Genomic DNA, 18,219 nt, shown 5'->3' on the forward strand with positions numbered 1-18,219 from the left:
CTGCTCAGCCGGCGGAGCGCGCGACCGCTACTCGGCTGGCGCGGAGTCCGCGAAGATCGGCCGCTGCTCCCCCGCCTCGATCGGGAAGGCGAGGCGGTTGCCGGCGGGCGGCAGCGGGCAGTTGAACTGGTCGCTCATCGCGCACGGCGGCACGATCGCGCGGTTGAAGTCGAGCTCGACCGTGCCGTCGTGCCGCGGCTTGACGAACAGGAAGCGGCCGACGTCGTAGGTCGCCGCCCCCGTCGTCGCGTCGGCGAAGACGATCTGCAGGCTGTCGCCGTCCGGGAGCGCGACGAGCTCGACCTCCGCGCCCTCGTGCTCGAAGCGGATCGTGCCGGGAGAGACGCCCTGCCGCATCGAGCCGCCCTGCGACTTGCCGTACTCGAACGCGACGCCGCCCTCGACGGGCTCGAACGTGCCGTGCTTCACCCACGCGGGGTCGTAGTCGTAGGTCGAGATGCCGTCGAAGCCGCGCTCGTCGCCCGCCTCCGCGTCCCACACGCGCAGCGCGAAGCGGCCGTGGAAGTCCGGCCCGATCACGAATGCCGTGCGACGGTCGTCGAAGCGCACCGAGCTCGGCGTCATCGAGTCGTGGCTGTAGACCATCGCCGCCCCGTCGACCACCTGGCCGTCGACGACGATCTCGGCCGACGCATCCGCCGTCACCTGCAGCCCGTCACCGGCGGGCGAGGGCGCCCACGTGCCGGGCACGCCCTCGATCTCCGTCGGCTCGGCGACCCACGCGGTCGTGACGAGCGCGACCGCGCCCTGCGGGCCGCGCACGCTCGCGTCGCGCTTGCGGCGGAAGGCGAGGTGCGACTCGGGCACGGTGGTGTCGGGGCTCGTGACGGCGGCGTCGGTCATGGCTCCAGCCTATCGATCGAGGATGCGCGACCGCCTACCGTGGGGCCATGGACGCGATGCCGCAGCTGAGCCTCATCATCCCTCCCGACGTGGCGCCCGAGCGCTTCGTCCCGATCGGCCGCGCCGCGGAGTCGGTCGGCGTCGACGAGCTGTGGGTGTGGGAGGACTGCTTCGCCGAGTCGGGCTCCGCGACCGCTGCGGCGCTGCTCGCCGCGACCGAGCGCGTGCGCGTCGGCATCGGGCTCATGCCCGTGCCGCTCCGCGCGGTCGCGCTCACGGCGATGGAGATCGCGACGCTCGAGCGCATGGCGCCCGGTCGCGTGCTGCCGGGTGTCGGCCACGGCGTGCTCGAGTGGATGGGCCAGGCGGGCGTGCGAGCCCAGTCGCCGCTCACGCTGCTGCGCGAGCACGCGGAAGCCCTCCGGCGGCTGCTCGCGGGCGAGGAGGTGAGCGTCGAGGGCCGCTACGTGCAGCTCGACCGCGTGCGGCTGCGCTGGCCGCCCGCGGATCGCCCGCCCCTCTACCTCGGTGCGCAGCGGCCGAAGACGCTCGCGCTCGCCGCGGAGCTCGGCGACGGGGTCATCCTCGCGGGCGACGCGACGCCGGAGTCGACCCGTGCCGCGGTTGACGCGATCCGGTCGGTGCGCGCCGAGCGGGGGCTCGACGCGCCGTTCGGGGTCGTCCAGTTCCGAGGCGTGCGGGCGGATGCGTCGGCGGCCGAGGTGACGGACGTCGCGGCCGCGCTCGCCGACGCGGGCGCGACGAGCGTGCCGATCTTCGCACTCGACCCCGACGGCCGCATCGACGCCGGCGACGGCATCCTCCGGCTCGCCGAGACGATCGGCTCGCTCGGCGCCTCGGTCTGAGCGATTCAGTCGTTGCGGCCGCGAGCCGCGACGCGCCAGCGCGTCGATGGCAGCTCGTCGTCGCCGCGGTCGAACACGTGCAGCTCGTCGACGAGGTTGACCGCCATGCACACGTGGTTCGGCACGACGCGCACGCGTGAGCCGAGGGGCGGGAGCTCGCCCGGCAGCTCGACGACGGCGTGGTGCTCGCTCAGCTGCGCGATGCGCGCCTCCGGGTGGTCGAGCAAGCGACCGTGGCCGCTCGCCCACGCCGCGCGATCGGGGCCGAGCACCTTCGAGCCGGCGTCGAGCACCATCCGGCCGCCCGCGTGCGAGACGACTGTCGCGTGCGCGGTGAGCGCGATCGCCGTCGGGTCGATCGTGCCGAGCTCCCACTGCTGCGCGTCGCCGAAGACGCTCACGCCGGGCCGCAGCTCGGTGACGGGCGAATCGATCTCGAGCGCCGCCGCGAAGCTCGGCGTCGAGCCGCCCGAGACGACCATCGGCTCGAGGCCCGCCGAGCGCATCGCGTCCGCTGCCGCGCGGAGCCCCGCAGCCTCTTGCCGCGCGGCCTCAGCGCGAGCGTCGGGCGCGTACGCGTGCCCGGGGAAGGCGAAGACGCCCTCGACGTCGATGCCCGCCCGCGCCGCGGCGACCGCGACGTCCCCCGCGCGCTCGGGCGCGCATCCGGAGCGGTGATGGCCCACGTCGACCTCGACTCGCGCCCCGACCCGGCCCGCGAGCCCGGCGCGCGCCATCCGTTCCGCGCCCTCGACCGAGTCGACGCCCATCGAGATCGCGGCGCCGGCGGCGACGAGGTGGCTCAGCCTCGCGGCGCGCTTGCCGTCGATCCACAGCGGGAAGGCGATGAAGAGGTCGTCGAGCCCGGCGGCGGCGAAGGCCTCGGCCTCGCCGATCGTCGCGACCGTGAGCCCGTGCGCCCCCGCCGCGACCTGCATCCGCCCGATCTCGATCGTCTTGTGGGTCTTCGCGTGCGGCCGGAGGGCGATGCCGCGCGCGGTCGCGGCCTCGGCCGCGCGCGCGATGTTCGCCTGCATCCGCTCGAGGTCGACCGCGAGGTAGGGCGTCGAGGGTGCCATGCCTGGAGGCTATCGGCCGCCGCGCTCGGCGATCCCGCAGGGGCGCCGACCTAGGCTTCGGCTATGAGCTTGGACGAGCAGACAGCGGCGAGGAACGGCGAGATCAGCACGAAGCTGAAGCGAGGCATCACGGGGCCGCTGCTGTTCCTGTTCATCCTCGGCGACGTGCTGGGCGCCGGCGTCTACGCTCTCACCGGCACGATGGCCGCCGAGGTCGGCGGGGCGCTCTGGGTGCCGCTCATCGTGGCGCTGTTCCTCGCGCTGCTGACGGCCGGCTCCTACGCCGAGCTCGTGACGAAGTACCCGCAGGCGGGCGGCGCAGCGGTCTTCGCGCAGCGCGCCTTCAAGAGCCCCATCGTGTCGTTCCTCGTGGGCTTCAGCATGATGGCCGCGGGCGTCGTGAGCGCCGCGGGGCTCGCGCTCGCGTTCGCGGGCGACTACCTCGCCGAGTTCGTGCCGGTGCCCGCGGTGGTCGCCGCGCCGATCTTCCTGCTGCTCGTCGCGGCGCTCAACGCGCGCGGCATCCGGGAGTCGATGGCGGGCAACGTCGTCATGACGGTCATCGAGCTCTCTGGCCTCCTCATCATCATCATCGCCGTCGGGCTCATGATGGGCGGCGGGGGCGGCGACGTCTCGCGCATCGGCGAGTTCCCGGAGGGCGTCAACCCGGCGCTCGCGACCCTGTCGGCGGCGATCATCGCCTACTACTCCTTCGTCGGCTTCGAGACCTCCGCGAACGTCATCGAGGAGGTGCGGAACCCCCGCCGCGTCTACCCGCGCGCCCTCTTCGGCTCGCTCATCGTCGCGGGCGTCGTCTACGTCCTCGTGGGGCTCGCGAGCTCGATCGCGCTGCCGGCCGACGAGCTCGCCGACTCGAGCGCGCCGCTGCTCGAGGTCTTCGAGGCGACCGGGCTCGCCGTGCCGGGCTGGCTCTTCAGCGCGATCGCGCTCATCGCCGTCGCGAACGGCGCGCTGCTGACGATGATCATGGCGAGCCGGCTCGCGTACGGCATGGCAGAGCAGGGCCTGCTGCCCTCCGTGCTCGGCCGCGTGCTGCCGAAGCGCCGCACGCCGTGGGTCGCGATCCTCGTGACGACCGCGATCGCGATCGGCCTCACCTTCATCGGCGACCTCGGCACGCTCGCCGAGACGGTCGTGCTGCTGCTGCTGTTCGTCTTCCTCAGCACGAACGTCGCGGTACTCGTGCTGCGGCGCGAGGAGGTCGAGCGCGACCACTTCCGCGTCTGGACCTTCGTGCCGGTGCTCGGGATCGCGTCGTGCGTCTTGCTGCTCACGCAGCAGGAACCGCACGTGTGGCTGCTCGGCGCGATCGCGATCGCGGTCGGCCTCGTCGCCTACGCGGCGACGCGGTTCGGCATCACGAAGCCGCAGCCGGCGCCCGCTGCTGATCGTGCCGGAGACGAGTGAGCAGGTAGAGCCGGTGGGCGGTGATGACGATCGCGAGCCATGCCGCGCCGAGCAGCCAGCCCGCCACGACATCGGTCACCCAGTGGTGCCCGAGGTAGACCCGGCTCGCCGCGACGAGCACTGACGCGATCACCGCGACGACGATGATCCCCGCCTTCGCCCACGCGGAGCGGCGCCGGAGGATGAGCAGGTAGGCGATGACGCCGAGGATGGCGACCGCGTTGAGCGTGTGCCCGCTCGGGAACGAGGCGGAGACCTCGTAGGGCGGCACGGCGTCGGTGAGCGGCGGGCGGTCGCGGCCGATGAGCACCTTGCCGGCGACCGTCATGAGCAGCGAGCCCGCGCCCGCGGCGACGACGAGCACGAGCGGCGTCCATGAGCGGCGGCGCAGGCTCAGGATGACGAGCGACAGGATCGCGATGAGGGGCATGCCGATCGTGCCCGCGAGGTCCGTGAACCCGGTGATGAGCGCATCCGCCTGTGGATCCCGGATGGTGAGGATCGCGTCGAGCAGCGGGCGGTCGATGCCCGCGACGCCGTCCTCGTCGGTCACCGCGTCGTAGACGCCGACCGCGCCGAGGGCGAGCGCGAACGCGATGACCGCGCCGATCGCGAGCGTGAGGATGAGCGTGCCGTAGGGGCCGACGAGCTCGCCGAGCCTCGCGGCGAGGCCCGAGATCCCGCGCGCGATCGGTGAGCTCGAGCGCGCGAGCTCGACCTCCGGCTCGCCCGCGTCGTGGACCCGCTCGCCCGTGGTGCCGTGCTCGTCCGGCGCGCCCTGCACCCGCATGTCGATCTCCTCGCCGTCGCCCGCTCGTGTGCGCCGACGCTAGCGCGCGCGTCCTGCCGGGGCGCTGTGCACGAGAGGCGATTGCGCCGACCGCTATGCTCTGCAAGCGTTGCGGCTGACCGAGGGAGGTCGCATGGACATGCTGTCTGGCGAGGAGATCGCCGCCGCTGACCTGGCCGACTGGCGCAAGCTCGCGCAAGGGCTGCACGCTCGCTACCGCATCGACGGCTTCGGTGCCGGGGCGCGCTTCCTCGTCGCGGTCGGAGACGCGGGGGATGCGCTCGGTCACCATCCGAGCGTCGCCCTCGGCGACGGGCACGTCGACCTCAAGCTCCTCAGCGACGACGCGATCTACCGCGACGACGCCGGCAGCGAGCACGTCGTGCAGTGGGTGACCCAGAAGGATCTCGACCTCGCCCGGCGGATCTCCGAGATCGCGGCCGAGCAGGGACTCACGGCCGACCCGGCTGCGGTCACGGCTATCGAGCTCGGACTCGACACGGCAGACTCCGCCGCGATCGCACCGGTGTGGGCGGCGCTCCTGACGGGCGACCCGGCGGCGCGGGGCCTCGGCTCTCCGAGCGACGAGATCCGCGACCCCACGGGACGGGTGCCGAACCTGTGGTTCGGGGACGGCGCGGAGCGGAACCAGGAGCGCTTTCACATCGAGGTCTACGTACCCCCGGAGGTCGGTCCGCAGCGGATCGCGGCCGCGCTCGCCGCCGGCGGGACGGTCGTCGACGACAGCAAGGCTCCGTGGCTCACCGTGATCGCCGACCGAGAGGGCAACCGGGGCGTCGTCTGCGTCGACCCCTCAGCCGTCAAGCAGGGATAGCGAGGATGAGCGACGCGCGCGAAGAGCGACGACGTCAAGCTCGACGAGCTGCTGCACCGCTTGCTCGAGTCAGCCCACCAGCTGCAGCTGCCCGTGCCCCGTGGGGCCTCGCCGGCGCCCGAGCGCTCGTCGCCCTCGAGGTCCCGATCGCGCTGAGCCGCCGACGCGCACGGAGCGGCCGGACCCGCGACGGCTCGCTCAGCGGAGGTCGTCGTCCACCGAGATGAGCACCTTCCCGGTGACGCCGCCCTCGACGGCATCGTGGGCGGCGGCGGCCTCCTCGAGTGGGAACCACATGAGGGGCAGGCCAGCGGACTCCCCCACCGGAAGGGCGCCGGCTTCGAGCGCCGCCGTGATGTCCTCCGCGGCGGCCGCGAGCGCCTCCCGACCGACGGTGTAGAGCAGCAGTCCCTGCCAGCGCGCGTTCTTCGCGAAGCTCGCCGCGATCGGGGCAGTGAACTCGTCGCCGTTGTTGTTCGCGTAGTACGCGATGCTGCCGTGGTTGGCGAGCACCTCGACGTCGAGCGCGGCGTTCTGCGCCGGTGCGACCTCGACGATGTGGTCGACGCCGTCCGGAGCGACGGAGCGCACCTTGGCCGCGAGCTCGTCATCCGGGTACTGCAGCACGTGGAGCGCCCCCGCCGCGCGCGCGAGCGCGGCCTTCTCGTCGCTGCTGACCGTCGCGATCACGGTCGCGCCCGCCCAGGCTGCCAGCTGGATCGCGGCGTGGCCGACCGCGCCTGCGCCACCCTGCACGAGCACGACGCGCCCGTCGAGCGCCCCGGGCGCGAGCCGCGCCGGCCCGAGCTCGTGCACGGTGAGCGCCCGGTGGGCGGTCATCGCGGGCACGCCGAGGCTCGCCGCGACGTCGAACCCGATGCCGTCGGGCAGGCGGACGACGCGGTCTGCAGGCACGACCGTGAGCTCCTGCGCGGTCCCCGTCGGTCGCTGATGGGCGGCGAGGTGGATCCAGACGCGATCGCCGACCTGCAGATCCTCGACGTCCGAACCGACGGCATCGACGACGCCGGCGCCGTCCTGGTTCGGGACGACCTCGGCGAACTCGAGCGGCCTGCTGCCCGCGCGCGCCTTCCAGTCGGTCGGATTGACGCCCGACACGGCGACACGGACTCGCACCTCGTCCGCACCCGGCACCCCGGGCTCGCGGTCGGTGAGCTCGAGGACGGACGAGGGTCCGGGCTGGGAGTAGACGATGGCGCGCATGAGGGGTGCAAGGTGCGAGCGGCCGCGAGCATTCCCCTGGCCAGTGCCAGGTCGCCGTGGGAGAGGTCCGCCGCTCAGTGCCCGCGCGTCGGGCAGAGGTGCGCGGATGAGGCGCGGCGACAGCGATCGCAGTGCCGGCCCAGGATCACATGCCGCACAGCTCGGTCTCCGCGGCCTCGGCGATGACGCGGTACTCGTCCGCGGTCCAGCCGTAGAGCTCAGCCTGCTCGGCGTGCTCGTCGGCGTCGCCCCTTCGCTCCTCGTCGATGTAGAGGCGGTCGCACCACTGGTAGCCGGCGCCGATGACGACGTGCCGGAACACTTCGATCGGCTCGCCCTCGGCGGGCGGCAGCTCCGAGCCGATCAGGCGGAGCTCTTCGGCGACGGAGGCGGCGAAGTCCCGCTCCCACGTGCGGTGCTCCTCCTGGTACATCTCCTCCTCGGCCGGGTCGAACCCGTCGTCGCTCGACGGGTCGTAGGGTCCGTAGCCGCCGACGAAGCCGTAGCTGAACGGGTCGGCGAACGGCGGGATGATGACGCAGCCGGTGAGTCCGACCGCTGCGGCGGCGCTGATGGTGAGCACGGCGAGCGTGCGTCGCATAGACGAGCCTCTCGAGAGGGACGATCGGGCGGCCGCGCTGGGGTGCTCGTCGCTCCGAGGAGAGTGTTGCACGAGGAGCCGCCCATCGCGGGCTCTGCCCGAATGCATCTCGTAGGGCGGACGGGACTTGAACCCGTGACCGAGGGATTATGAGTCCCCTGCTCTGACCAGCTGAGCTACCGCCCCGCGGGCGCGAGGCCCGACCGGTCGAGCCTAGTCGCTGAGCTCGACGCGGGTGTCGGGATCGCGGATGTCTTCGCCGCGGTAGAGCCGCTCGAACGCCGTGATCGTGGTCTCGATGTCGTGCGGCGCGACCATCTCGAGGCTGTGCTGGCGGTACTTGCCGTACTCCTCGTCGCTCAGGCGCAGGATGCGCTCGAGCTTCTCGGCGAGATCCGCGGCGTCGTCCGGCCGGAAGAGCCAGCCGTTCGCACCGTCGCGCACGAGGTGCGGGAGCGCCATCGCGTCGGCGGCGACGACGGGCAGCCCCGTCGCCATCGCCTCCATCGTCGCGATCGACTGCAGCTCGGCCGTCGACGGCATCGCGAAGACCTCGGCGCTGCGCAGGCGCTCGCGCAGCTCCTCATCGCTCACGTAGCCGGTGAGGGTCACGCGGTCGGCGACGTGCAGGTCGCGCGCGAGCGCCGCGAGCTCGTCGATCTGGTCGCCGCCGCCGACGATGTCGAGGTGCCAGTCGAGGTCGGCCGGCAGCTTGGCGACGGCGCGGACGAGGGTCTCGAGCCGCTTCTCGCTCGTGACGCGGCCCACGAACACGATGCGGCCGTGCTGCCGCTCCGGGTTCGGCAGGTACTCGTCGCCCGGCAGTCCGCACGAGATCGCGTGCACGCCCGTGAGGCCCGTCATCTTCTCGAGGTAGTCGGCGCTGCGGCGCGTCGGCGTCGTCACGACGTCGCAGCGGCCGAGCACCTTCGCCGCGTCGCGCCAGGCGAAGTCCACGGTCTTGCCCTGCAGCGCCCGCGGGATGTTCGAGTGGTCCATGAGGTTCTCGAACATGAGGTGGTTCGTGCCGATCACGCGGATGCCGCGCTTCTTCGCCTCGATCGAGAACGCCCGGCCCAGCACGATGTGCGACTGGAAGTGCACGACGTCGGGGCGCAGCGCATCCAGCAGCGATGCCGCGTTCGAGAACATGCGCCACGGCTCGGCGAAGCGCAGCCACTCGTGCCCCGGGTAGAGCAGCGAGCGGAGCCGGTGCACCGTGAACCGCTCCCCCTCGTGCTCCTCGACGTGCGTGCCGTGCCGGCCGCGGCCTAGCGAGGAGGCGACCACGTGCACCTCGTGCCCGCGCCTCGTGAGCCGGGCGGCGAGTCGCGTGGTGAACTTGGCGGCGCCGTTCACGTCAGGCGCGAAGGTGTCCGTCGCGATCAGGACGCGAAGCGGTCGGTCGGTCATGGAGTCTCCTCGGGCGCCTCGGCGAGCGGGCGGATCTGGGGATGGTGCCGCGCGAGCTGCAGCACGCCGGTGACGGCGATCGCTCCCGCGGCGGCGAAGACGATGATGGCCCACGGCGGCGTCGCGGCCGCCTCGCCGAGCACCGTGACACCGATGAGCACGGCGACGAGCGGGTCGACGACCGTGAGCCCGGCGATGACGAGGTCGGGCGGGCCGGATGCGTGGGCGAGCTGCACGGCGTAGCTGCCGGCCACGAGCGCGATCACGACGCCGATGCCGCAGACGATCGTGAGCCATTCGAACTGGCCGGAGATGATGCGGTTGATGACGATCTTCGAGAGCGTGACGACGAATCCGTAGAGCACGCCCGCGGTGACGATGTAGAAGATCGCGTTCGCGCGCTTGCGGTAGAACCACCACGCGACGCCGACGCCCGCGAGGCCGACGACGAGCAGCGACAGCACCGTGAGCAGCTGCCGGTCGCTGATGGGGCGCTCGACGGCGAAGATCGCGGCGACGCCGACGAAGATGCCGATGCCGACGAGGCACAGGGCGATCGCGCGGATCGTCAGGTGGTCGAGCCTGATCTTCGCGAGCCGGGCGTTGAGGACCGCGGTGACGACGAGCGCGACCGCGCCGAGCGGCTGCACGACGATGAGCGGCGCGAGCGCGAGCGCGCCGAGCTGCATGACGACCGCGAGGCCGAGCAGCAGCGTGCCGACCACCCACGCGGGGTTCCGCAGCAGCTTCAGGACCGCGGATCCGCCGAGGTGCGCGCCGCGCTGGTCGCCGCCCTCGAACTGGTCGACGCCGCGGTGCTGGAACTGCGTGCCGACCGAGAGGAACACGGCGCCGACGATCGCCACCGGGATCCCGAGGGCCTGCATCGGCGTGAGCGAGATCTCCGCCGCCAGGTCGTCGAGAGAGGTGAACAGCACCTAGCGAACCTACCGTTCTGGCCGCCGATACCCTGGAGGACATGACCGTTCTGCCCATCCGCATCACGGGCGATCCCGTGCTGCACACCGCCGCCGAGCCCGTGACCGACTTCGACGAGGAGCTCCGGACGCTCGTCGCCGACATGTTCGAGACGATGGAGGCCGCGCCCGGCGTCGGCCTCGCGGCGCCGCAGATCGGCCACGGCACGCGCCTCTTCGTCTACGACTGGACCGACTCGGAGGGCGTGCGCACGCGCGGCGTCGCCGCGAACCCCGAGCTGTGGATCTCGCCGCTCCCGATCGGCGTGCCCGAGGAGGACGAGGAGGAGGGCTGCCTCTCGATCCCCGGCGAGCGCTTCGCGCTCAAGCGCGCCGAGCGCGCGATCCTGCGCGCGCAGGACGAGCACGGCGAGCACTACGAGCTCGAGGCATCCGGCTGGCTCGCGCGCATCCTGCAGCACGAGTACGACCACCTCGACGGCATCCTCTACGCCGACCGGTTGGATGCGTTCGGCACGAAGGGCGTGCAGAAGGCGATCAAGCGCAACAAGTGGGGCGTCGAGGGCCTGAGCTGGATGCCGGGCGAGGACGACCTCGACGCCTGAGCGGCGAGCCATCCGCCCGGCGATCCTCCAGGCGACGGCGCTACGGTCCGTGCACCGACAACGAAGGAGCGTGCACGATGAACATCCTCTCCCGACTCCGCAGCGCCGTCTCGGGACGCCGCACCGGTGGCGCTGCGCGCGGCAGGCGCTCGACCGGCATGGGCGGCGCGGCCGGCGCTCGCGGACGCGGCTCTCTCCTCAGCTCGGCGCTCGGGTGGATCAGCGGCCGCAACCGGCGCCGCTGAGTGCCTCCGGCGCGCACGAAGAAGGCCCTCACCCCGAAGGGTGAGGGCCTGTCGCTCCCCGAGATGGACTCGAACCATCAACCTGCCGGTTCCATGCCGTCGCCTTCCTGACGACCGCGCGGGGCGGGGTCGTCGGTCTCTCCGATAAGGAAGGCGACGGTCGTGCCGAGCGCGCGGGCTGCTGCCGCGGTCTCGTCGAGTGACCATCCACGGGTGCCGCGCAGCTTCTTGGAGAGCGAGCTCTGCTGGAAGCCGAGGCGCGGGGCGAAGTCGGTCTGCGAGATGCGCCGACTCCACATGAGCTGGTGGACGCGCTGCCCGACGAGGACGTCGAGCGGCTCATCCTGCTCTTGCCGTTGTGTACTCATGGGGACAAGGTAGGGACAAATCGGACAAAGCGCAAGAGATTTTTCCGATAGGGGTTGACTAGTCCGTTTTGGCATGACACCTTGTCGGCATGACAGAACGGCAAGGACAGGACGCGGTGGACTACCTCGCTCCTGGCGAAGCAGCGGCCCGCCTCCGCGTCTCGGTGAAGACGCTGACGCGCATGGCCGACAAGCAGCAGGTCGACTTCATCCGGCTCCCTTCCGGGCACCGACGCTACCTCGCGACGAGCATCGACTCGTTCACGAACGCGCCGGCCGAGGTGACGCGATGAACGTCTCCGATCTGCCGGACAGCATGCCCGAGAAGGTCGCGGTCGTCGGTGACTGCTGGCTGTGGCAGGGCGCGATCCAGTCGCGCGGCTACGGTTCGGTGACCGATGGTCGCGGGAGCTCGGTGCTTGCTCACCGCCGCGCGTACGAGGCGCTCGTCGGGCCGATCCCGGCCGGGCTGACGCTCGATCACGTCGCGGCGCGCGGATGCACTTCGAAGCGGTGCGTGAACCCCGCGCACCTCGAGCCGGTCACGGCGGGCGAGAACCAGCGGCGCGGGCTGCGGGCGAAGACGCATTGCGTGCACGGGCATCCTCTGTCGGGGGCGAACCTGGTCGTCCGCGATCGGGGCACGCACAAGGAGCGGTCGTGCCGGATCTGCCGTGCGGCCGCGTCGCGTCGCTACCGGGAGCGTGTCGCGTGAGCACGCCGCAGGGTCACGCGCTGACGCTCAAGTCGATCAAGCCGTTCGGCGCGTGGCAGGCGCGGTGCGAGTGCGGGAAGTCGTGGCGGCAGGAGATGTCGCGGGAGGCGGCGGCGTCGCATCACGAGATGCACGTCGCGAAGGTGCGGGTCGGTGAGGTGCGTCTCGCGGCTCGGCGCCGGTCGGATGGGGAGCCGCCGCACATCATCATGCGGGAGGCGGTGGTCGCGGGCGCGGAGCGCGCGCTCGAGCACGTGGATGTCGATCGGGTGATGGCTCGGCTCGTCGGGCCGGTCATGTTCGCGGCGACCGCGTGGTGGCTGCTCCTCTCGGGCGGTGCGTTGTGACCGTCCGTCGCTACTCGGTGCGCCCGATGCGCTTCGAGGAGGGCGGGACGGTGCTCGTGGTGACGGGGCCGCGGATGCCGCGGGCCGGCTACGTGGTGTCGACGCGGTGCGAGGCGCACGAGCTGATCGCTCGCGCTGAGGTGCGGCGGCTCGGTCGTGGGCGATGGTCGGTCGAGCAGGACGGATCGACGGTCTACCTGCGCGACCGTCTGTCGGGCGCGACGCGCATCTTCCGGTCGCCGATCGGTGAGCGGACGGCGTGGCAGCAGGCGGCGGTGTTCCTCGCGGCGCTGAAGGTTGCGGGTCGCCGTGCTCCGAGGGCGGTGTGACGTGTACGGCGAGGGGTGGATGCGCGCCGAGGACGACGCGGATCGGGTGCGGGAGCTGCGGCGTACGGCGCCGGCGGTGCATCCGGCGCTGGTGCATGAGGGCATGGTCGTGCTGAATCGTCGCGGCCAGGTCGGCGAGGTGCTGACGGTGACTCGTCGGGTCGCGTCGGTGCTGGTGCGGGGTCGTCGGTGGCGGCGGCGTGAGCGGTGGTCGCTCGAGTCGATCATCGAGTCGCGGGCTGCCTGATGTACGTGCTGGGGGTCGACGCGAGCTTGACGTCGACCGGGCTCGCGTGGCTCGACACGGACGAGCCAGCGGAGTGGTGGACGGGGCGCATCCGCGAGGCGGCGCCGGTCAAGGGCGGGACGTGGCTGCGGGAGCAGGCGGCGCGCATGGATCGGATCGCGTACGAGGTGCGCGACGTCGCGCTCGGGCACGACGGGTCGGGGCTGCCGGTGGATCTCGTGGTGCTCGAGGGGCCGTCGTTCTCCTCGAGGGGCGCGGGCGCTCGGGATGTCGCGGGGCTGTGGTGGTCGATCGCTCGCGAGCTGCTCGTGCGCGACATCGAGGTGCTCGTGATCGAGCCGGCGACGCGCGCGAAGTACGCGACGGGTCGGGGCCGTGGCGTGGGCGCGTCGAAGCATGACGTGCTCGCGCAGGTGCGGGCGACGTATCCGCTCGCGGATGTGCCGCAGCACGACGTCGCGGATGCGGTGGCGCTGGCGGCGCTGGGTGCGCGGGTGAAGGGCTTCCCGGTCGAGGAGATCGACCGGGTGTGGGTGGAAGAAGTCGCGGCTGCGGTGGCCGCGCGCGAGGCAGCGAAGGAGCTGTGATGCAGGAGCAGGAGACGAGCCGGGGGTCGGCTCAGTCGGCGATCCGGCCGACGGTGAGGGCGCACATCGAGGTGCGGGTGCAGGTCGGTGATCGTGCGGTGGTCGTGAAGGCCGACCCGCAGATCGTCGCGGTGCCCACGGATGGCGTCGTGCGAGTGCCGGATGCAGGCGCGATGCGTAACGCCGGGATCATGACCATGAGCGCCGCGATCGACGCGCTCATGACCGGCCAGGAGGTGCGGTGATGGAGCGGAAGGTGACGCCGCCGATGAGCTACCTCGAGCGGGGCGCGATGTCGCGGTCGCTCGCGTGGGCGATCGGCGTGCTGGCGGCGCGGCGGGGGTCGTTCTCGGCGTCGCCGGTGCGGGTGGCGCGGGAGCCGCTGTCGCCGGCGGAGGCGGCGGCGAAGGCGCGGCGTCGTGCGGCGAACAAGCGGGCGCGTCGGCAGCGGCACGTGAACCAGCGGCGGAGCCGGTGATGGGCGTGCGGGCGGTGCTCGGCGTCGAGTGGGAGTCGGTCGCGTACTCGTCGCTGAATCCGGGCGACGAGGTGCGGCTGACGTCGGATGCGGGCGAGGTGATCCTCGGCACGGTCGAGGGGAGCGCGTCGATCCGCACGGTGGTCGGGCCGGTGTCGATGGCGGTGTGGCGGGAGCGCGGCTTCGAGGCGGCGCGTCGTCTGCCGGAGCTCCTGCCGGGTTACTACGTGGACCCGTCGCTGATGCACGGTTCCTCGACGCTGTTCGCGGTCTACGCGCACGGGGACGTGCGGCAATCGATGTCAGGCGGGTGGCGCCTCTCGAACCGGTCGGCGATCCCGGCGACGCACGTGCGGCTCGTGCCGGAGTCGGAGGTGAAGGCGCTGCAGAAGCGGATCGCCGACGCGGAGCACGTGCTGATGGACACGGCGGGGCCGTTCGGCGCCTACCACGAGGGCCGGTCGCCGATGCTCGCCGCGCTGCACGGGGAGATGGGCTGATGGCGCCGACGTTCGCGGAGCTCGCGCTCGGGTCGGCGCCGAAGCGGCCGACGGTGGAGCAGGTGGCGGGGCTGGTGGAGGCCGACCTCGCGAAGAAGCAGCAGGACGCGGAGGCCGCGGTGCGTGAGCTGAAGCGGCAGCGCCGGATCGAGGCCGCGAAGGCGGCGCGTGCGGCGGCGGTGAAGGGCGAGCAGGCGGCTCGTGGGATCGCGGCGGTGCGCCGCGCGACGAAGGGACAGGGCGAATGACGATCACCGAGTACGTGCCGCCGGCGCTGGCGGATCTCGAGTCGCGGGCGGGCGCGTCGGATGCCGACGAGGTGGCGTGGCAGGAGGAGCGTCTGCTCGGCGCGACGGCGACGAACGTGCGCGACATGTGGCTGCTCGTGCAGGGCGGCACGTCGGTCGAGCACGCGGCCGAGGCGATCGCGCGGAAGAAGCTCGCGAAGCGGTGGGGGTCGGGGCCGGAGGCGCGGTACGGGATCGAGCGGGAGAAGGCGCTCGCCGCGTTCATGCAGGTGCGGTACGGGCTGCGCGCGGAGTCGCGCGTGTTCCATGCCTCGAGCAACTCCCGCTATCTCGCGTCGCCGGATGCGGTGGGCGTCAACTTCGACGAGGAGCTCGTGCTCGGTGAGACGAAGACGGGCGCCGAACGGTTCTTCGGCTACGAGCACATGGTGAAGAAGGGCTACATCGCGCAGCAGGCGTGGCAGATGTTCGTGTGCGAGGCGGTCGAGGATCGCGGCGTGTTCGAGGAGCGGCTCGGCACGCGGGCGTCGGGGTTCGAGCCGGGTCGGCAGTTCGAGTGGGTCGTGCGGTGGCTCGACGTCGCGGACATGGTGCGCGACGAGCTGATCCCGATGGCGGATGCGCTGATCGCGGCGCTCGACCGGCTGGTCGATGCGGCCGCTGACGACATCGACCGGGACATCGACTCGCTGGCGATCGACGTGCTGCACGCGCGGGAGCTCGAGGCGGAGGCGAAGGCGGCGAAGGAGTCGGCGTGGAAGGCGCTGCAGGCGCTGCTCGCGGAGCGCGGCGAGCGCGTGGAGCAGGAGTCGACGTTCGCGCGGGTGCTCTACACGCCGGAGGAGCGGGGCGTGGAGAAGGTGCGCGTGGTCGACGAGTCGAACCCGGAGGTGGTGCGCGCTCGTGAGGCGGTCGCGGCCGCGCGGGCGGAGCTGGCGGTGATCGAGGACACGTTCTCGACGGTCGAGGAGGTGCCGGTCGTGGTGAAGAAGGCGGGGCTCACGGTGAGCGACGTGCAGAAGCGGGGGAAGAAGTGATGGACGTGCAGGTGAGCGCGCTCGTCGTCGAGGTGGGCGTGAACATGGGCGATCACGCGCAGGACGTGACGCGGGCGGTGGAGGTTCGCCGCGACGAGACGGTCGGTGAGGTCGTGGATCGGCTGCTCACGTCGTCGCAGTGGGTGTCGCTGCAGATGGGGCATCAGCAGATGCCGCAGACGTCGTGGCGGCTCGAGCTGCGTGCGGTGGAGCCGGCTCCGGTGAAGGTCGGGGTGGGGTCGTGAGCACGGCGGTCGCGGCGCTGCCGACGACGGTCGACTCGTCGAAGTGGAGCGCCGATCAGAAGGCGATCGTCGAGGCGGCGGGCCTGGTGCACGTGACGCCGAGCGGCGAGAAGGTGTACGCCGACACGGCGACGGTGGGCGCGTTCCTCGCTCATTGCAACCGCACGAACCTCGACCCGATCGCGAAGCAGATTTACTGCCTGGCGCGGAAGACGAAGGCGGGGTGGCGGTGGTCGATCCAGGTGTCGATCGACGGTGCCCGGCTGGTCGCTCAGCGGTCGGGTGAGTACGAGGGGCAGACGACGCCGGAGTTCACGGCGGACGGCGTGACGTGGACGCAGGTGTGGCTCGAGAAGGAGCCGCCGAAGGCTGCGCGCGTGGGCGTCTACCGTCGCGGGTTCCGCGAGCCGCTGTACGCGGTCGCGCTGTGGGATGCGTACGTGCAGACGCGCGACGAGTGGGTGCAGGGGCAGAAGACGGGCAAGCAGCTCGTCTCCGAGATGTGGCTCAAGATGGGGCCGCTGATGCTCGCGAAGTGCGCGGAGATGCTCGCGCTGCGGAAGGCGTTCCCGCACGACCTGTCGGGCCTCTACTCCGAGGAGGAGATGAGCCAGGCGGAGGGCGTGGTGTACGCGGACGACGAGCCGCAGGCGGCGGTCGAGGCGGCGCCGGGTGTGCCGGAGTCGGTCGCGGCCGCGGTGCCGGGGTACGTGCCGCCGTGGGATGCGGAGCGGGTGCGCGAGTTCGTGACGAAGGTCGACAACGAGGTGGCGATGAAGCCGCTCGTCGACCTCTACAACGAGGCGCACGGCGCGGGCGTGCTGGGGCTCGAGATCGATGAGCGTGGGGAGACGATCGAGCATCGGCTCGTGGCGCGTCGTCGGCTGATCGAGGAGGGGAAGGCGACGCCGCGGCCGGAGCCGGTGGTGGAGGCGGAGCCGGTCGAGGAGGCCGAGTCGGAGTCGGTGCCGATGGCGCTCGACGTCGAGGGCGGTGAGCAGTCGTGATCGCGGTCGAGTCGGCGGTCGACGCGGCGGGCATCTTCGTGCTCGCACTGGGGTTCCTCGTCGCGTTCCTGTGGATCGGGTTCACCGACTCGTGGAAGGCCGCGGCCGCGATCGTCGGCGGCATCGTCGGCGGGGCCGTGCTGGTCTTCGTGCTGATCGTCGGGTTCGCGCTGCTGTTCCTCTCGTGGGGGTGGTTCGCGTGACCGCGGAGTGGATCGCACAGTCGCCGGCGTCGCAGCCGGAGGCGTCGCGGACGAGCGGGGCGGCGGGGTGGCCGTCGCAGCTGGTCAGGTCGCTCACGGCGGACGAGACGGTCGAGGTGCGGGCGGCGCTCGTGGCTCGGGGCGCGTGGCTGGCGCACGAGCTCGCCGGTGGCGTCGCGGATGGTGCGCGGGTCGAGCGTCTGCGGACGTCGAAGCATGCGGTGGATGGGCTGCTCGCGCAGCTCGATGCTCTGCGGATCGAGGTGTGATCGTGTCTTCGGGGTGGGCGACGATCGTCGCGCTGGCGGCGGCGCTGTTCGCGGTGATCGCGATCGTGAACGTCGCGGCGGGGCTCGCTGGGTGGGCTGCGCTGGCGGGGTTCGGTACGGGTGCGTGCACGGTGGGCGCGGGCGTGCTCGTCGCGATGGACGACCGATGAACCCGGTCGGGCCGGGCGAGGCTCGGGTGCTGGCGACGATCGGGATCGTCGAGCCGGATCTCGAGGGCGAGCCGCTGCACCGGGAGCTGGTGGCGGCGATCCGTCGGGTGGGTCCGGGCGCGTCGCAGGGCACGTACCTGTCGGCGGTGCGGTTCGCGATCGTGTCGGAGCATCTCGCGGCTGGTCGGGCGTTCGCGGAGGCGAAGGCGCGCTACGAGCGGTCGGTGTCTCGGCGGGTGGTGGAGGAGATGGCGAAGCCGCGTGAGGACGGGCGGCGGATGTCGCTCGGGTGGGCTGAGCGGATCGCGGATGAGGCGGCGTACGAGCACAAGCTCGCGTACCTCGTGGCGGAGAAGCGGGAGCAGACGCTGCGGAAGTGGCTTGAGGCGATCCAGGGGGCGCTCGACAACTTCCGTACGGCGCGGGCGGATGAGCGGGCGGCGGATGCGGCGCACGCGCAGGGACTGACGGGGGGTGCGTGATGCGGAAGCGGCGTGGGCCGAAGCGTCCGCCGTGTGGTGGGTGCGCGGGTGGCGGGAAGCGGCTGGTGCGGGTCGGGGATTCGGCGGCGTGGGTGACGT

General features: G+C 72.2%; 29 protein-coding genes and 1 tRNA gene. 21 read left to right on the plus strand and 9 right to left on the minus strand.

What is annotated here, in order from left to right; all coding sequences use genetic code 11:
- Positions 1–27 precede the first annotated feature (27 nt).
- Positions 28–864, minus strand: a complete 837-nt coding sequence (locus L332_RS25845; protein ID WP_021011220.1) for a DUF1684 domain-containing protein — start codon at positions 862–864, stop codon at positions 28–30.
- Positions 865–911: 47 nt separating this feature from the next.
- Here L332_RS25845 and L332_RS25850 point away from each other — a divergent pair, with 47 nt between their 5' ends.
- Complete coding sequence (locus L332_RS25850) at positions 912–1,730, plus strand: LLM class flavin-dependent oxidoreductase (protein ID WP_021011221.1); 819 nt, start codon at positions 912–914, stop codon at positions 1,728–1,730.
- Between the two features lie 5 nt (positions 1,731–1,735).
- On the opposite strand, the gene L332_RS25855 is transcribed toward L332_RS25850, so the two are convergent.
- Positions 1,736–2,809: an alanine racemase gene (locus L332_RS25855; protein WP_021011222.1), complete on the minus strand. Its 1,074-nt coding sequence runs from the start codon at positions 2,807–2,809 to the stop codon at positions 1,736–1,738.
- Positions 2,810–2,872: 63 nt separating this feature from the next.
- On the opposite strand from L332_RS25855, the gene L332_RS25860 reads away from it, so the two are divergent.
- Positions 2,873–4,237, plus strand: a complete 1,365-nt coding sequence (locus tag L332_RS25860; protein ID WP_021011223.1) for an APC family permease — start codon at positions 2,873–2,875, stop codon at positions 4,235–4,237.
- Here L332_RS25860 and L332_RS25865 read toward each other — a convergent pair.
- A complete protein-coding gene (locus L332_RS25865) occupies positions 4,188–5,027 on the minus strand; it encodes a phosphatase PAP2 family protein (protein ID WP_021011224.1) in 840 nt (279 codons plus the stop codon). The genes L332_RS25860 and L332_RS25865 overlap by 50 nt on opposite strands.
- Positions 5,028–5,160: 133 nt before the next feature.
- Between L332_RS25865 and L332_RS25870 the strand changes: the two genes are divergently transcribed.
- Positions 5,161–5,862 (plus strand): VOC family protein, encoded by a 702-nt coding sequence (locus L332_RS25870; protein WP_021011225.1) that lies wholly within the window; start codon positions 5,161–5,163, stop codon positions 5,860–5,862.
- Positions 5,863–6,060: 198 nt separating this feature from the next.
- On the opposite strand, the gene L332_RS25875 is transcribed toward L332_RS25870, so the two are convergent.
- From L332_RS25875 to L332_RS25895, 5 genes are all read right to left on the minus strand, one after another.
- The gene (locus L332_RS25875) at positions 6,061–7,086 is read right to left on the minus strand and encodes an NADPH:quinone reductase (protein ID WP_021011226.1); all 1,026 of its coding nucleotides are present in this window, start codon (positions 7,084–7,086) and stop codon (positions 6,061–6,063) included.
- Between the two features lie 145 nt (positions 7,087–7,231).
- Positions 7,232–7,687 (minus strand): hypothetical protein, encoded by a 456-nt coding sequence (locus L332_RS25880; RefSeq protein WP_021011227.1) that lies wholly within the window; start codon positions 7,685–7,687, stop codon positions 7,232–7,234.
- 112 nt (positions 7,688–7,799) lie between these two features.
- Positions 7,800–7,873 (minus strand) — tRNA-Ile (locus L332_RS25885).
- A gap of 27 nt (positions 7,874–7,900) precedes the next feature.
- Positions 7,901–9,100: a glycosyltransferase gene (locus L332_RS25890; protein ID WP_021011228.1), complete on the minus strand. Its 1,200-nt coding sequence runs from the start codon at positions 9,098–9,100 to the stop codon at positions 7,901–7,903.
- Positions 9,097–10,038 (minus strand): DMT family transporter, encoded by a 942-nt coding sequence (locus L332_RS25895; protein ID WP_021011229.1) that lies wholly within the window; start codon positions 10,036–10,038, stop codon positions 9,097–9,099. The genes L332_RS25890 and L332_RS25895 overlap by 4 nt, the downstream gene beginning before the upstream one ends.
- Before the next feature lie 41 nt (positions 10,039–10,079).
- Between L332_RS25895 and def the strand changes: the two genes are divergently transcribed.
- Entirely contained in the window at positions 10,080–10,643 is a 564-nt protein-coding gene (def, locus tag L332_RS25900) for a peptide deformylase (protein ID WP_021011230.1), read from the plus strand.
- Between the two features lie 322 nt (positions 10,644–10,965).
- Here the strand turns inward: def and L332_RS25905 are convergent, their stop codons facing one another.
- The gene (locus tag L332_RS25905) at positions 10,966–11,256 is read right to left on the minus strand and encodes a helix-turn-helix domain-containing protein (RefSeq protein ID WP_021011232.1); all 291 of its coding nucleotides are present in this window, start codon (positions 11,254–11,256) and stop codon (positions 10,966–10,968) included.
- An 89-nt stretch (positions 11,257–11,345) separates the two neighbouring features.
- Here L332_RS25905 and L332_RS30180 point away from each other — a divergent pair, with 89 nt between their 5' ends.
- Genes L332_RS30180 through L332_RS25975 form a run of 17 tightly spaced genes read left to right on the plus strand, consistent with a single transcriptional unit; the run spans position 11,346 to position 18,120 of the window.
- The gene (locus L332_RS30180; protein ID WP_144061082.1) at positions 11,346–11,549 is read left to right on the plus strand and encodes a MerR family transcriptional regulator; all 204 of its coding nucleotides are present in this window, start codon (positions 11,346–11,348) and stop codon (positions 11,547–11,549) included.
- Positions 11,546–11,971, plus strand: a complete 426-nt coding sequence (locus L332_RS25910) for an HNH endonuclease signature motif containing protein (protein ID WP_021011234.1) — start codon at positions 11,546–11,548, stop codon at positions 11,969–11,971. The genes L332_RS30180 and L332_RS25910 overlap by 4 nt, the downstream gene beginning before the upstream one ends.
- Positions 11,968–12,318: a hypothetical protein gene (locus tag L332_RS25915; protein ID WP_021011235.1), complete on the plus strand. Its 351-nt coding sequence runs from the start codon at positions 11,968–11,970 to the stop codon at positions 12,316–12,318. Before L332_RS25910 ends, L332_RS25915 begins: the two co-directional genes overlap by 4 nt.
- Positions 12,315–12,647, plus strand: a complete 333-nt coding sequence (locus tag L332_RS25920) for a hypothetical protein (protein WP_021011236.1) — start codon at positions 12,315–12,317, stop codon at positions 12,645–12,647. The genes L332_RS25915 and L332_RS25920 overlap by 4 nt, the downstream gene beginning before the upstream one ends.
- Before the next feature lie 19 nt (positions 12,648–12,666).
- Complete coding sequence (locus L332_RS25925; RefSeq protein ID WP_144061083.1) at positions 12,667–12,894, plus strand: hypothetical protein; 228 nt, start codon at positions 12,667–12,669, stop codon at positions 12,892–12,894.
- Complete coding sequence (locus L332_RS29540; protein WP_021011238.1) at positions 12,894–13,481, plus strand: hypothetical protein; 588 nt, start codon at positions 12,894–12,896, stop codon at positions 13,479–13,481. The genes L332_RS25925 and L332_RS29540 overlap by 1 nt, the downstream gene beginning before the upstream one ends.
- The gene (locus L332_RS25930) at positions 13,481–13,726 is read left to right on the plus strand and encodes a hypothetical protein (RefSeq protein WP_021011239.1); all 246 of its coding nucleotides are present in this window, start codon (positions 13,481–13,483) and stop codon (positions 13,724–13,726) included. The genes L332_RS29540 and L332_RS25930 overlap by 1 nt, the downstream gene beginning before the upstream one ends.
- Positions 13,723–13,959, plus strand: coding sequence for a hypothetical protein (locus L332_RS30420; RefSeq protein WP_158316727.1), 237 nt, complete (start codon positions 13,723–13,725; stop codon positions 13,957–13,959). Before L332_RS25930 ends, L332_RS30420 begins: the two co-directional genes overlap by 4 nt.
- Positions 13,959–14,459 carry a hypothetical protein gene (locus L332_RS25940; RefSeq protein ID WP_021011241.1) on the plus strand — a complete coding sequence of 167 codons (501 nt, stop codon included), beginning with the start codon at positions 13,959–13,961 and terminating at the stop codon, positions 14,457–14,459. The genes L332_RS30420 and L332_RS25940 overlap by 1 nt, the downstream gene beginning before the upstream one ends.
- Positions 14,459–14,707 (plus strand): hypothetical protein, encoded by a 249-nt coding sequence (locus L332_RS25945; RefSeq protein WP_021011242.1) that lies wholly within the window; start codon positions 14,459–14,461, stop codon positions 14,705–14,707. The genes L332_RS25940 and L332_RS25945 overlap by 1 nt, the downstream gene beginning before the upstream one ends.
- Positions 14,704–15,744 carry a YqaJ viral recombinase family protein gene (locus tag L332_RS25950; RefSeq protein WP_021011243.1) on the plus strand — a complete coding sequence of 347 codons (1,041 nt, stop codon included), beginning with the start codon at positions 14,704–14,706 and terminating at the stop codon, positions 15,742–15,744. Before L332_RS25945 ends, L332_RS25950 begins: the two co-directional genes overlap by 4 nt.
- Positions 15,744–15,989, plus strand: coding sequence for a hypothetical protein (locus L332_RS30185; RefSeq protein WP_021011244.1), 246 nt, complete (start codon positions 15,744–15,746; stop codon positions 15,987–15,989). Before L332_RS25950 ends, L332_RS30185 begins: the two co-directional genes overlap by 1 nt.
- Positions 15,986–16,996, plus strand: coding sequence for a phage recombination protein Bet (gene bet, locus L332_RS29545; RefSeq protein ID WP_021011245.1), 1,011 nt, complete (start codon positions 15,986–15,988; stop codon positions 16,994–16,996). The genes L332_RS30185 and bet overlap by 4 nt, the downstream gene beginning before the upstream one ends.
- Positions 16,993–17,199: a hypothetical protein gene (locus L332_RS25965; protein WP_021011246.1), complete on the plus strand. Its 207-nt coding sequence runs from the start codon at positions 16,993–16,995 to the stop codon at positions 17,197–17,199. The genes bet and L332_RS25965 overlap by 4 nt, the downstream gene beginning before the upstream one ends.
- A complete protein-coding gene (locus L332_RS25970; protein ID WP_021011247.1) occupies positions 17,196–17,468 on the plus strand; it encodes a hypothetical protein in 273 nt (90 codons plus the stop codon). The genes L332_RS25965 and L332_RS25970 overlap by 4 nt, the downstream gene beginning before the upstream one ends.
- 2 nt (positions 17,469–17,470) lie before the next feature.
- Complete coding sequence (locus L332_RS30425) at positions 17,471–17,638, plus strand: hypothetical protein (protein WP_158316729.1); 168 nt, start codon at positions 17,471–17,473, stop codon at positions 17,636–17,638.
- A 26-nt stretch (positions 17,639–17,664) separates the two neighbouring features.
- Positions 17,665–18,120 carry a hypothetical protein gene (locus L332_RS25975; protein ID WP_021011249.1) on the plus strand — a complete coding sequence of 152 codons (456 nt, stop codon included), beginning with the start codon at positions 17,665–17,667 and terminating at the stop codon, positions 18,118–18,120.
- Positions 18,121–18,219 lie beyond the last annotated feature (99 nt).

Source organism: Agrococcus pavilionensis RW1, from assembly GCF_000400485.1.
Classification (GTDB): domain Bacteria; phylum Actinomycetota; class Actinomycetes; order Actinomycetales; family Microbacteriaceae; genus Agrococcus; species Agrococcus pavilionensis.